Source organism: Enterobacter sp. CPE_E890 (genome assembly GCF_046521475.1).
GTDB classification, from domain to species: Bacteria; Pseudomonadota; Gammaproteobacteria; order Enterobacterales; family Enterobacteriaceae; genus Enterobacter; species Enterobacter adelaidei.
Genome location: NZ_JBKFZW010000001.1, coordinates 3,890,670 through 3,904,139 on the forward strand (window position 1 = coordinate 3,890,670; position 13,470 = coordinate 3,904,139).

The 13,470-nt window shown below is 54.6% G+C and carries 11 protein-coding genes and 5 tRNA genes; 3 read left to right on the forward strand and 13 right to left on the reverse strand.

Translation table 11 applies throughout. From position 1 onward, the window contains the following. Positions 1-41 precede the first annotated feature (41 nt). The 3 genes from emrA (at position 42) to leuA (ending at position 4,530) form a co-directional block, all read left to right on the forward strand. On the forward strand, positions 42-1,214 hold the full coding sequence (gene emrA, locus ACLHV9_RS19260; protein WP_028016802.1) for a multidrug efflux MFS transporter periplasmic adaptor subunit EmrA: 1,173 nt from the start codon (positions 42-44) through the stop codon (positions 1,212-1,214). Positions 1,215-1,230: 16 nt separating this feature from the next. Continuing rightward, entirely contained in the window at positions 1,231-2,778 is a 1,548-nt protein-coding gene (gene emrB, locus ACLHV9_RS19265; protein WP_028016803.1) for a multidrug efflux MFS transporter permease subunit EmrB, read from the forward strand. A gap of 96 nt (positions 2,779-2,874) precedes the next feature. Beyond that, positions 2,875-4,530, forward strand: coding sequence for a 2-isopropylmalate synthase (gene leuA / locus ACLHV9_RS19270; protein ID WP_108091009.1), 1,656 nt, complete (start codon positions 2,875-2,877; stop codon positions 4,528-4,530). Here the strand turns inward: leuA and ACLHV9_RS19275 are convergent. From ACLHV9_RS19275 to recX, 13 genes are all read right to left on the reverse strand, one after another. Continuing rightward, complete coding sequence (locus ACLHV9_RS19275) at positions 4,517-5,281, reverse strand: AraC family transcriptional regulator (protein WP_108091010.1); 765 nt, start codon at positions 5,279-5,281, stop codon at positions 4,517-4,519. The genes leuA and ACLHV9_RS19275 overlap by 14 nt on opposite strands. A 55-nt stretch (positions 5,282-5,336) precedes the next feature. Next, complete coding sequence (luxS, locus tag ACLHV9_RS19280) at positions 5,337-5,852, reverse strand: S-ribosylhomocysteine lyase (RefSeq protein ID WP_008499539.1); 516 nt, start codon at positions 5,850-5,852, stop codon at positions 5,337-5,339. Between the two features lie 153 nt (positions 5,853-6,005). Beyond that, positions 6,006-7,550 carry a glutamate--cysteine ligase gene (gshA, locus tag ACLHV9_RS19285; protein WP_108091011.1) on the reverse strand — a complete coding sequence of 515 codons (1,545 nt, stop codon included), beginning with the start codon at positions 7,548-7,550 and terminating at the stop codon, positions 6,006-6,008. A gap of 83 nt (positions 7,551-7,633) precedes the next feature. Continuing rightward, positions 7,634-8,062: a YqaA family protein gene (locus ACLHV9_RS19290; protein WP_008499541.1), complete on the reverse strand. Its 429-nt coding sequence runs from the start codon at positions 8,060-8,062 to the stop codon at positions 7,634-7,636. Next, the gene (gene yqaB / locus ACLHV9_RS19295; protein WP_108091012.1) at positions 8,059-8,625 is read right to left on the reverse strand and encodes a fructose-1-phosphate/6-phosphogluconate phosphatase; all 567 of its coding nucleotides are present in this window, start codon (positions 8,623-8,625) and stop codon (positions 8,059-8,061) included. Before yqaB ends, ACLHV9_RS19290 begins: the two co-directional genes overlap by 4 nt. A 249-nt stretch (positions 8,626-8,874) precedes the next feature. Next, a tRNA-Arg gene (locus tag ACLHV9_RS19300) sits at positions 8,875-8,951 on the reverse strand. A gap of 29 nt (positions 8,952-8,980) precedes the next feature. Continuing rightward, a tRNA-Arg gene (locus ACLHV9_RS19305) sits at positions 8,981-9,057 on the reverse strand. A 29-nt stretch (positions 9,058-9,086) separates the two neighbouring features. Next, positions 9,087-9,163: transfer RNA gene (locus tag ACLHV9_RS19310), tRNA-Arg, on the reverse strand. Between the two features lie 64 nt (positions 9,164-9,227). Next, a tRNA-Arg gene (locus tag ACLHV9_RS19315) sits at positions 9,228-9,304 on the reverse strand. Positions 9,305-9,308: 4 nt separating this feature from the next. Beyond that, positions 9,309-9,401: transfer RNA gene (locus ACLHV9_RS19320), tRNA-Ser, on the reverse strand. A gap of 342 nt (positions 9,402-9,743) precedes the next feature. Then, positions 9,744-9,929, reverse strand: coding sequence for a carbon storage regulator CsrA (gene csrA, locus ACLHV9_RS19325; protein WP_000906486.1), 186 nt, complete (start codon positions 9,927-9,929; stop codon positions 9,744-9,746). Positions 9,930-10,170: 241 nt separating this feature from the next. Then, entirely contained in the window at positions 10,171-12,798 is a 2,628-nt protein-coding gene (alaS, locus tag ACLHV9_RS19330; protein ID WP_108091013.1) for an alanine--tRNA ligase, read from the reverse strand. Between the two features lie 131 nt (positions 12,799-12,929). Further along, positions 12,930-13,430 (reverse strand): recombination regulator RecX, encoded by a 501-nt coding sequence (gene recX, locus ACLHV9_RS19335; RefSeq protein WP_028016809.1) that lies wholly within the window; start codon positions 13,428-13,430, stop codon positions 12,930-12,932. Positions 13,431-13,470: the final 40 nt, after the last annotated feature.

Sequence of the window (13,470 nt, forward strand, 5' to 3'; positions counted from 1 at the left end):
GCTCAGCCGATGTGAAAATAAGAAGATCGTGGAGAACAACAATGAGCGCAAATGCGGAGAGCACTACCCCGCAGCAACCGGCCAACAAGAAAGGCAAACGTAAGAGTGCCCTTCTTCTGTTGACCTTGCTCTTTATCATTATTGCCGTGGCATATGGGATCTATTGGTTTTTAGTATTGCGTCATGCTGAAGAGACAGACGACGCCTACGTGGCAGGGAACCAGGTACAGATTATGGCGCAGGTGTCGGGCAGCGTGACGAAAGTCTGGGCTGATAACACCGACTTTGTGCAAAAAGGCGATGTGTTGGTGACCCTCGATCCGACCGACGCCCAGCAGGCCTTTGAGAAAGCACAGACCGCGCTGGCCTCCAGCGTCCGTCAGACTCGCCAGCTGATGATCAACAGCAAACAGCTGCAGGCCAACATTGACGTGCAGAAAACCGCACTCGCCCAGGCGCAGAGCGACCTGAACCGCCGTGTTCCGCTCGGTACCGCCAACTTGATTGGCCGTGAAGAGCTGCAACATGCGCGCGATGCCGTTGCCAGTGCTCAGGCCCAGCTGGATGTGGCTATTCAACAGTACAACGCCAACCAGGCGATGGTGCTGGGTACCAGCCTGGAAAACCAGCCTGCCGTGCAACAGGCGGCGACAGAAGTCCGTAACGCATGGCTTGCCCTGCAGCGTACTAAAATCGTCAGCCCGATGACCGGCTATGTCTCCCGCCGTTCCGTACAGCCTGGAGCGCAGATTAGCCCGACCACACCGCTGATGGCCGTCGTTCCGGCAGACAATCTGTGGGTCGATGCTAACTTTAAAGAGACGCAGCTTGCCCATATGCGTATCGGCCAGGCGGCGACGGTTATCAGCGATATTTACGGCGATGACGTCAAGTACACCGGGAAAGTGGTGGGTCTGGATATGGGGACCGGCAGTGCCTTCTCCCTGCTGCCAGCACAGAATGCCACCGGTAACTGGATCAAAGTGGTTCAGCGCTTGCCTGTACGTATTGAGCTGGATCCAAAACAGCTCGCAGATCACCCGCTGCGTATCGGCCTCTCAACGCTGGTTACTGTGGATACCGCCAACCGCGAAGGTCAAATCCTGGCAAGCCAGGTGCGTAGCAGCCCGGCTTATGAAAGTAACGCCCGTGAAATTAGCCTCGATCCGGTCAACAAGCTGATCGATGACATCGTGAAGGCAAACGCTGGTTAATCCGAAGGTGAGCGTTATGCAACAGCAAAAGCCGCAAAAACCGTTGGAAGGCGCGCAGCTGGTCATTATGACCATCGCGCTGTCGCTGGCGACATTCATGCAGGTGCTGGACTCCACCATCGCAAACGTGGCGATCCCGACCATCGCCGGTAACCTTGGCTCGTCACTGAGCCAAGGGACCTGGGTAATTACCTCGTTTGGGGTGGCAAACGCCATCTCAATCCCCATTACCGGCTGGCTGGCGAAGCGCGTCGGTGAAGTGAAGCTGTTCCTGTGGTCGACAATTGCCTTTGTTCTCGCCTCCTGGGCGTGCGGCATGTCCACCAGCCTGACGATGCTGATTTTCTTCCGCGTCATTCAGGGGATTGTGGCCGGGCCGTTGATTCCCCTGTCACAGAGTTTACTGCTGAACAACTACCCACCCGCCAAACGCTCTATCGCGCTGGCGCTGTGGTCGATGACGGTGATCGTCGCGCCGATTTGTGGGCCTATCTTAGGCGGCTATATCAGCGATAACTATCACTGGGGCTGGATCTTCTTTATCAACGTACCGATTGGCGCCGTGGTGGTCATGATGACGTTGCAGTCGCTACGCGGCAGAGAAACCCGGACAGAACAGCGCCGTATCGACGCCATTGGTCTGGCATTGCTGGTTGTCGGCATCGGTAGCCTGCAGGTCATGCTCGACCAGGGCAAAGAGCTGGACTGGTTCAACTCCCGGGAGATCATCATCCTGACGATTGTCGCGGTGGTGTCGCTGAGCTTCCTGATTGTCTGGGAGTTAACCGACGATAACCCGATAGTCGACTTGTCGCTGTTTAAGTCGCGAAACTTCACCATAGGCTGCCTGTGTATTAGCCTCGCCTACATGCTCTACTTCGGCGCTATTGTTCTGCTGCCGCAATTATTGCAGGAGGTATATGGCTATACCGCAACCTGGGCGGGTCTTGCCTCTGCGCCAGTTGGATTGATTCCGGTCCTGTTGTCGCCGATCATTGGCCGTTTCGCCCACAAGCTCGACATGCGCAGGCTGGTGACATTCAGCTTCATCATGTACGCCGTGTGCTTCTACTGGCGCGCGTATACGTTCGAACCGGGAATGGACTTTGGCGCCTCCGCGTGGCCGCAGTTTATCCAGGGCTTTGCCGTGGCCTGTTTCTTTATGCCGCTGACCACCATCACGCTTTCCGGTTTACCGCCTGAGCGAATGGCGGCAGCATCGAGCTTGTCGAACTTTACGCGTACGCTGGCAGGCTCCATCGGGACCTCGATCACCACGACGCTGTGGACCAACCGTGAGTCGATGCACCATGCTCAGCTCACTGAAGCGGTGAACCCGTTCAACCCTAATTCTCAGCAGATGTATGCCCAGCTTCAGGGAATGGGAATGACGGAACAGCAGGCATCCGGCTGGATCGCCCAGCAGATAACCAGCCAGGGGCTGATTATCTCCGCAAACGAGATTTTCTGGGTGTCGGCCGGGATCTTCCTCGTCCTGCTGGGGCTGGTGTGGTTTGCCCGTCCACCGTTTGGTGCCGGTGGTGGAGGCGGTGGCGCGCACTAAAGCGCGTTGTCCAAAACGCGACAGTCATTGTCAGTTTCGATAAAGCAGCGCTCCTGAAATCCATTCACGATAGTGAAAAGACAACAGGAGCGCATCATGCTGAACACACCCGCCGACAAATACCAGCCTTATCCTCCCCTTTCACTGCCCGATCGTCGCTGGCCGGAGCAACGCATCACCCACGCGCCGCGCTGGCTCTCCACCGATTTACGTGACGGCAACCAGGCCCTGGCCGAGCCCATGGACAGCACGCGCAAGCTGCAGTTCTGGGAATTGCTGCTGAACTGCGGGTTTAAAGAGATTGAAGTCGCCTTTCCTTCCGCCTCGCAGACGGATTTCAACTTTGTTCGCCAGCTGATTGAAGAGAACCGCATCCCGGATGACGTCACCATTCAGGTGTTAACCCAGGCACGGGAAGACCTGATCATCCGCACCTTTGAATCGTTACGCGGCGCGAAACGGGCCACCGTCCATCTGTATAACGCGACCGCCCCGCTGTTCCGCCGCCTGGTGTTTGGCATGGAGAAAGCGCAAATCGTGGAGCTGGCAACACGCTCCACGCGGCTTATCCGCAAGCTCTGCGAAGAGAACCCGGAAACCCGCTGGCAGTACGAATACTCCCCGGAAACCTTCTGCTTTACCGAGCCGGAGTTTGCGCTGGAGATTTGTGAAGCCGTGGCAGAGATCTGGCAGCCCTGCAATGAGCGACCAATGGTGATCAACTTACCCGCGACTGTCGAAGTCAATACGCCGAACGTCTATGCCGATCAGATTGAGTATTTCTGTCGCCACTTCAGCCGCCGCAACGATGTCTGCATCAGCGTCCATCCGCATAACGACCGCGGTACGGGCGTCGCCAGCGCCGAGCTGGCCGTGATGGCCGGCGCCGACCGGGTAGAAGGGTGTCTGTTTGGCAACGGGGAACGTACGGGGAACGTCTGTCTGGTGACGCTGGCGATGAATCTCTACAGTCAGGGCGTTAACCCGAATCTCGACTTTAGCGAGATGAATCGGGTGGTGGAAGTGGTCGAAACCTGCAACCAGATTCCGGTGCATCCGCGCCATCCATGGGCAGGACGGCTGGCCTATACCGCCTTCTCCGGCTCACATCAGGACGCGATCAAAAAAGGCTTTGATGCCCGCAAGCCTGGCGAACGCTGGGAGATGCCTTACCTGCCAGTGGACCCGCAGGATATCGGCTGCACCTACGAAGCGGTGATCCGCGTGAACAGCCAGTCCGGGAAAAGCGGCAGCGCGTGGCTTATTGAACAGAACCACGGCCTGAAATTACCCCGCGCGCTGCAGCAGGATTTCAGCCAGCACGTACAGCAGGAAACGGATCGCCACGGAAAAGAGATGACGCAAAATGCACTGTGGCTACTGTTCCGTACCCGTTACGGCCTGGTGGCAACGCCACAATTTGCCCTGCAATCGTACCGCAGCGACAGCCAGCAGGACGGGCAGTTGCGCTTAACGGCAAGCATCGCCACGCAGGGGGGAACACGCCAGCTGGAAGGTCAGGGTATTGGTTTGCTGTCCGCCGCTGCCAGCGGCCTGAGTCGCTGGGTCAACACGCCGTTTGTGATTAAGGATTACCACGAACATACCCTGGGTGAACGCAGTGACAGCCGCTCAGTGGCCTATATTCGCTGTTTGTTCCAGGACGGTTGCAGCCGCTGGGGCGTGGGTATCGACAGTGACGTCGCGCGCGCCTCTCTTCAGGCGCTCTTTAACGCCGTCAGTCGTTTTTAAAGTAATCGCTGGGAGAGACACCCATCACCCGACGAAACATCGCCGTAAAGGCACTGTGACTGCCGTAACCCAGTTCCAGTGCCACGCGTAGCACCGGCTGGCCCTGTGCCAGCCGCACTAACGCCTCCAGCAAGCGAGCCCTTCTCAGCCACTCAACGTAACGTAATCCTGTCTGCTGCTGAAAATGCCGGTTCATCGTGCGCTCGCTCATTCCAAGCGAACTCGCGGCCTGAAGGCTGTTCCAGCGATCTCCTGGTGACTGACGGATCTGCTGGCACAGGTGGCGTAACGGGGCGCTCTCCGGCTCAGGCAGATGAAATGGCAGCACAGGCATGATGCGAATTTCATCCAGAATGAGTTCATACACGCGCTCATCTCGACTCCCCGGCGAGTAAGATTCAGGCAGTGAGAGAGAAGCGAGGATCAGTTCGCGCAACAGTGGGGAGATCTGCACGATCTGGCACGCTGCGGGGAGATCGGCACGCGCCAGCGGATCGATAAACAGCGTGCGCGCCGCAACGTTCCCGGTGATACGAAGCGAATGACGCGTCCCCGCTGGCAGCCAGACGCCGCGGCCAGGAGGAACCACCCAACAGCCGGATGCGGTATCAACCCGCACCACCCCGCTCAAAGTATGCAGCAGTTGCGCGCAGTCATGCTCATGCCAGGGTTCGCTGTCGCCATGAACATAATCATGGGCAAAAGGAACGAGTGGACGATGGGTAAAGGTGAACGTTGAGGTTGTGGTCATGGGGTTAAACAACCCTCGCTCTCCCCTCTCCCGTATGGGAGAGGGAAAAGGTGCACTAGATGTGCAGTTCCTGCAGTTTTTCTTTCGGCAGAGCCAGCTCTTCATTGCTGTTCACGCGAACATCACGCTCAATGATGTGACGCGCAATTTCCTGTGCTTCTTCCAGGGAGTGCATCTGGTAAGTACCACACTGGTAAACGTTCAGCTCAGGGATTTGGTTCTGCTCTTTCACCTTCAGCACGTCTTCCATGGCTGCTTTCCAGGCATCTGCGACGCGTTTCTCTTCCGGCTGACCAATCAGGCTCATGTAAAAACCAGTACGGCAGCCCATCGGAGAGATATCAATGATCTCAACGCCGTTGCCGTTCAGGTGGTCACGCATAAAACCAGCGAACAGATGCTCCAGAGTGTGAATACCTTTCTCTGGCATCACTTCTTTATTTGGCACGCAGAAACGCAGATCGAAGACGGTGATCGTGTCGCCGTGCGGGGTGTGCATGGTCTTCGCCACGCGAACTGCAGGTGCTTCCATACGGGTATGGTCGACAGTAAAGCTATCTAATAACGGCATACGTCACCTCCGATAGTGATTTTTTTTAAAATAAACTGAACTCTTCTACAGAATGCGCGTCTGAGTATATGAAAGACGCGCATTTGTTATCATCATCCCTGAATTCAGAGATGTATATTTTGGCCACAGCGATGTGGCCTTTTTCTTTTCTGCTTAAGCCTGCTTCGCCAGAAACGCCTCAAACGACTCGGTATCCGCCGCTTCAACCTCTTTCTGACGCACAATAGATGCATCGCGTTCTGCTACAAAACCCGCTTCGCTCAGCACTTCTAACGGCTCCTGCATCAGCATCTCACGGTATTCTGCTCCGAGTGAACGCCCCGTGCCACCAATACCTTGATCAATCATTGAACGCAGAATGCGTGCTGAGAACGTCAGTTCCGGATTATCAAAACATTCCACCAGCTGGTCGCAGATCTGTTGATATGCGTCGCCACCGTCGATGCTGTCCATTGTCCGGGCAACACGTTTAAGATCACGGAACAGATCTTTACCGACTTTCGTCAGCGGGAACTGTGCTGTTTCGCAGCCAATGCCCAGCGTCAGACCCGGTTTACGGCCTTCCAGAATTACGCGGTTCCAGTTTGTACGGGTACAAAGCAGCTCGTCTGAACTCATTTCAGGCGCATCCGCCAGAACGCACCAGACCATAAACAGATCCAGGAAGCGAATCTGCTGCTCATCAACACCAATCGGTGAGAACGGGTTGATATCCAGCGAGCGCACTTCAATGTATTCGATCCCGCCGCGCTGCAGCGCGTCCGACGGTGTTTCACCGCTGCGCGTCACGCGCTTAGGACGAATTGGCGCGTACAGTTCATTCTCAATCTGCAGCACATTGCTGTTGATTTGCAGACGCTTGCCGTCTTTCTCGAGGCCGATTTTCTCGTACTCTTCCGACGGGGTTTTGATCGCCCGCTTCAATCCTGCCACATATTCGTGCAATTCGTTAAACGTAATACCGAGATTGCTTTGCGATTTATTGGTATAACCAAGATCGCTCAGGCGCAAGGAAGTCGCGTACGGCAGATAGTACATCCCGCACTCGGTTTTCTCGAACGGCAGCGTAGTCGGTTTCCCCTGCAGGAACGATGAGCAAATGGCAGGCGACGCACCAAACAGGTACGGAATCACCCAGCCGAAACGATAATAGTTGCGGATCAGGCGGAAGTAGCCCGCAGAGATCGCGTCCTTATCCGTTTCATCACATTTCGCCTGCCAGAACGCCATGGGTAAAGAGAAGTTGTAATGCACGCCAGAGATGGTCTGCATTAACGCGCCATAGCGGTTTTTCAGCCCCTCACGATAGAGCGTCTTGAGCCGCCCAATATTAGATGTGCCATATTGAGCCAGCTCGATCTCCTGGCCTTGCTCGATATAACACGGCATGCTGAGGGGCCACATACGCTCATCGCCCAGGTTGCGCGCGGTATAGCGATGAATGTCGCGCAAGATCGTCAGCATATGATCAATATCACCCTCTACCGGAGTGATGAACTCCAGCAGCGCTTCAGCGAAATCGGTTGTGATCCATTTATGTGTCAGCGCCGAGCCTAACGCCTTCGGGTGACCCGTCGTCGCTAAACTGCCGTCCGCGTTTACGCGTAGCGTTTCACGCTCAAGACCACGCTGAATACCCTTCAATGCCTGAGGGTGGTTTTCCAGCCAGGCCAGCGCCTGAGATACGTCCGGGATCAAATTGACCTCCCGCCTGTCAAAGTAATGTTACTCAGCATAATTGTAATGGTTGACGATTGAAGGTCGCGTATTCATTCCACCAATTAGTGCCACCACGTCATACCCTGCAGAGTTGCCCATGCCACGAGAACATATCGCAACGCCTTGCCAAGGCACAAAAAAAAGAGCACCGGTCCCCAGGAGATGCGCATCCATCCCGCCAGCAGACACAGCAAATCACCTATTACAGGCATCCAGCTTAATAACAGCGTGGCAGCGCCATAGCGTTTTAGCCAGCCGACTGCCTTTTCCTGCCAGCGCGATTTTTCGCGCAGCGGAAAGAAACGCCCAAGAATAACGTTAGTCAGCCCTCCAAGGCTATTACCCATTGTTGCTATTAACACAAGCAACCAGGGCTGACTCACGCCGGACAACAGCATCGCCACCAGCACCACTTCCGAATTGCCCGGTAAGAGCGTGGCGCTTAAAAAACTGCTGGCGAATAATGAAGCAAGCGACAGCGCGTCACTCACAGTAAGCGCACATCCACCGCGGCCATGCCAGCATCACGTGCGGCCTGAATACCGAAATCAGCATCTTCAAACACGATGCATTTTGCCGCCGGTACACCCATTAATTCTGCGCAAAGCAGGAAGGTGTCCGGTGCGGGCTTGTGATTTTTAACATGATCGGCGGCAACCACGGCAGAAAAATAGTGGCGCAGGCCAAGATGATTGAGCAAAGCCTCTGCAATCGCGCTTTCGCTGCCCGTCCCCACCGACATCGGGCGACGTCCGTGCCACGCTTTCACGACATCAATCAGCGGCAGCGGGCGTACGGTATCTAAAAGCATGGCTTTTACTGCATCGGTTTTTTCACGGGCGAGCAGGTGCGGGTCGAGATCGGCCTGATTCATTTCAATCACGGCCTGTGCAATACGCCAGGTTGGGGATCCGTTAAGGGCAATCATCGCCTGAAGGTCGAAACGCATACCGTAGCGGCCCAGGACATCAGTCCACGCTTGACGATGCGTAGGCTCGGTATCAAGGAGGGTGCCATCCATATCGAAGATCAGACCGTCATACTGTGCGTACATCGTGCTCTCGCTAAACGATTAACAAAGCATTACTTTATCGTAAAAGGTGATTTTTGTCGCTGACTGAGAGTGTGATTGCTGACGGAACGTCGAAGGAATAAACAAAGAAGGAGAAGATGGTGCATCCGGGAGGATTACTCGGCTGCGCCTCGCCCTGCGGGCCGTTGCTGAAGCAACGTTATCCTCCCTGGTGCTCGCGATTAACTCGCAAACCTTGAAACAACAGCGTAGCTATTATCTCGGAGAATATGGTGCATCCGGGAGGATTCGAACCTCCGACCGCTCGGTTCGTAGCCGAGTACTCTATCCAGCTGAGCTACGGATGCATCGGGAAATGCTTTCAGAAACAGTAAAATGGTGCATCCGGGAGGATTCGAACCTCCGACCGCTCGGTTCGTAGCCGAGTACTCTATCCAGCTGAGCTACGGATGCATCAGGGTACTGCTTTCAGAAATAGTAAATGGTGCATCCGGGAGGATTCGAACCTCCGACCGCTCGGTTCGTAGCCGAGTACTCTATCCAGCTGAGCTACGGATGCATCGGGATTTACTATTGTACTACTCGATATTCATATCACTTCGAAAGCAATATGAAGTAATAGATGGTGCATCCGGGAGGATTCGAACCTCCGACCGCTCGGTTCGTAGCCGAGTACTCTATCCAGCTGAGCTACGGATGCAAAATGGCGGTGAGGCGGGGATTCGAACCCCGGATGCAGCTTTTGACCGCATACTCCCTTAGCAGGGGAGCGCCTTCAGCCTCTCGGCCACCTCACCACACAACGCCTCTTTCGAGTGCTTCGAGTAACTCGTTAAGAGCTTCTCGTCGCTGCGTGGCGCATATATTACTTTCTGGGACTTATAAGTCAAACAATTTTCCAAAAGCTTTTATCGTTTGCACAAATCACACGCAATTCGCATGTAAAAGCCGCAAAGAGGGTGTTTTATAAGCGGATTTTGCAGGCATCTTCACAGAAAACCTATGCAGAAATGGTGGCGTCAGGACGAGTTAAGAGTAACGATGTGGTTAAAAAGAGAGCAATTGAAATTAAACGGTAACTTTGGGCAGGAAAAATGACAGGAGGGTTGCGTCTCGCCCGACAGCGAGACGCGACAATATCAGTAACTGGACTGCTGGGATTTTTCAGCCTGGATACGCTGGTAGATCTCTTCACGGTGGACAGATACTTCTTTAGGAGCGTTAACACCAATACGTACCTGGTTACCCTTTACCCCTAAAACTGTCACGGTGACCTCATCCCCAATCATGAGGGTCTCACCAACTCGACGAGTCAGAATCAGCATTCTTTGCTCCTTGAAAGATTAAAAGAGTCGGGTCTCTTGTATCCCGGCATTATCCATCATATAACGCCAAAAAGTAAGCGATGACAAACACGTAAAGTGTAAGCAGTCACGGCATCACATTCTGTTAAACGTAAGTTTAGCCGATATACACAAACTCAACCTGACTTTATCGTTATCGATAGCACAGTGAACAAGACGCCATAACGTTACCGCTATGGCGTCTGCTTGTGCTTTGTAATTATTACAGTTTCGCGCTTACCCAGCTTTCAACGCTGGCCAAAGCTTGCGGAAGTGCCGCCGCATCCGTACCACCGGCTTGCGCCATGTCTGGACGACCACCACCCTTGCCGCCCACCTGCTGGGCAACCATACCAATCAGTTCCCCTGCTTTTACGCGGTCAGTCACATCCTTAGAGACCCCCGCAATCAGAGAAACCTTACCTTCTGCCACTGTCGCCAGCACGATAACGGTAGAACCAAGCTGGTTCTTGAGATCGTCGACCATAGTACGCAGCATCTTAGGCTCAACGCCCGCCAGATCGCTGACCAGCAGTTTGACGCCCTTAATGTCTACAGCTTTGCTGGAGAGGTTTGCACTCTCCTGCGCCGCAGCCTGCTCTTTCAGCTGCTGCAGCTCTTTTTCCAGCTGACGCGTGCGATCCAGCGCAACGCGCACTTTCTCGCCCAGGTTCTGGCTATCGCCTTTAAGCAGCTGTGCGATGTCGTGCAGCTGATCGCTCTGCGCATGCAGGCTGGCAATAGCACCTTCACCGGTCACCGCTTCGATACGACGCACGCCTGCCGCCGTACCCGACTCGGAAACAATGCGGAACAGGCCGATGTCACCAGTGCGCGATGCGTGAGTACCACCGCACAGTTCAGTCGAGAAGTCGCCCATGCTCAGCACACGAACACGCTCGTCATATTTCTCACCAAACAGCGCCATCGCACCTTTTTTCTTCGCATCCTCAAGATCCATGATGTGGGTCTCGATTGGCAGGTTACGACGGATCTGCGCGTTCACCAGATCTTCCACCGCGCGGATTTCAGACGGTTTCATCGCTTCAAAATGCGAGAAGTCGAAACGCAGCACTTTGTCGTTAACCAGAGAACCTTTCTGTGCAACGTGGGTACCGAGTACGTCGCGCAGGGCAGCATGCATCAGGTGAGTTGCAGAGTGGTTCAGACGAATGCGCGCGCGGCGAGCTTCATCCACATTAGCCTGTACGCCCTCACCCACTTTCAGAGAACCGGAAACCAGTTTGCCCTGATGACCAATCGCCTGGCCGTATTTCTGGGTGTCGCTTACGCTGAAGCTGAAACCATTGCCTTTCAGTTCGCCTTTATCGCCAACCTGACCACCGGATTCCGCGTAGAACGGCGTTTTGTCCAGAATGACAACCGCATCCTGACCCGCGCTGATGCTGTCTACGGCTTTACCGTCAACAAACAGGGCGGTCACTTTGCCAGTCAGTTCCAGCGCTTCATAACCTTTGAATTCAGACGCGCTGTCAACGCGGATCATCGCGTTGTAGTCTGCACCGAAACCGCTGGACTCACGCGCACGACGACGCTGCTCTTCCATCGCGGCTTCGAAGCCCGCTTCGTCAACTTTGATATTGCGCTCGCGACAAACGTCCGCCGTCAGGTCAACCGGGAAACCGTAGGTGTCGTACAGGCGGAAAGCGGTTTCGCCATCCAGCGTGTCACCCTTAAGTTTTGCCAGTTCTTCGTCCAGCAGCGCCAGACCGCGCTCCAGCGTACGGGCAAACTGCTCTTCTTCGGTTTTCAGAACCTGCTCTACCTGCGCCTGCTGGCGTTTCAGCTCATCACCGGCAGCACCCATCACGCCAATCAGTGGCCCAACGAGCTTATAGAAGAAGGTGTCCTTCGCGCCCAACATGTTGCCGTGACGGATAGCACGACGAATGATACGACGCAGCACGTAGCCACGGTTTTCATTCGACGGGATAACGCCGTCGGCAATCAGGAACGCACAGGAACGAATATGGTCCGCGATAACGCGCAGGGATTTGTTGTTCAGGTCGGTCGCGCCGGTCACTTCCGCAACGGCTTTGATCAGGGTGCTGAACAGGTCAATCTCGTAGTTGGAGTTAACGTGCTGCAGAACCGCAGCAATACGCTCCAGACCCATACCGGTATCAACGGAAGGCTTCGGCAGCGGCTCCATTGTACCGTCAGCCTGACGGTTGAACTGCATAAAGACGATGTTCCAGATCTCAATGTAGCGATCGCCATCTTCTTCCGGACTGCCTGGAGGGCCACCCCAGATGTGGTCGCCATGATCGTAGAAGATCTCGGTGCACGGACCGCAAGGACCGGTGTCACCCATCTGCCAGAAGTTGTCAGACGCGTAAGGTGCGCCTTTGTTATCACCGATGCGAATAATACGTTCGCGCGGGATACCGACTTCTTTTTCCCAGATTTCGTAGGCTTCGTCATCGGTTTCATAGACGGTAACCCACAGACGCTCTTTCGGCAGGTTGAACCAGTTTTCACCGGTCAGCAGTTCCCACGCATATTGAATGGCATCGTGTTTGAAGTAGTCGCCGAAGCTGAAGTTACCCAGCATTTCGAAGAACGTATGGTGACGTGCGGTGTAACCGACGTTTTCCAGGTCGTTGTGTTTACCGCCCGCACGTACGCAACGCTGTGACGTTGTGGCACGGGAATAATTACGCTTGTCGAGACCAAGGAACACATCCTTGAACTGGTTCATCCCGGCGTTGGTAAACAGTAAAGTCGGGTCGTTATTTGGTACCAGGGAGCTGCTGGCAACAACCTGGTGTCCCTTACTATGGAAAAAATCGAGAAACGCCTGACGGATCTCAGCGGTGCTCTTGCTCATAATTATCCTGAAATCAAGCTAACGAAATGTCGTAGCAAGCCTGTATCTGTAAACAGTTGGACAGACCAGCTACTGGAAAAAGTGGGAATAAGATAAGTTTTCTTTAGTGGGAAGTAAAATCCCGCATGCGTTCAATCGGCAAAATTACGCCAGATATCCTGAATATCTTCCATCAGGAAGCCACGGTAGAGCAAAAAGCGTTGGATTTTCACTTTTTCTGAAAAATCACGCGGCAGGGGTTCACCGTATTTCCGAATCGCCTGTTCTTTTGCCAGCTCGCACCAGTCGGTATCGCATTCTCGCATGGCTTTTTCAATGGACTCGCGGGCGACTCCTTTCTGGTTCAGCTCCTGACGTATGCGCGCGGGTCCGTATCCTTTCCGACCACGGCTGGCGAGAAACCGGGAAGCGAAGCGCTCATCATCCAGATAGTGATGCTCGTAGCACCAGGCAATCACGCGTTCGTAATCTTCCGCCGTGGCATCAATCTCTTCCGGGCCATTTTTGCTCATTACGGGAGCCGACAGTTTTCGCCGCAACTCTTGTTCACTGTGATCACGAACAGCAAGGATACGTACTGCCCGGTCCAGTAAGCGCGCGTACGCGGGTCGACGTGGGGTAGGTTCACTCATAAAAAACCTGCTGGTTCAGAAATGCAAAAAGGGCCGCATC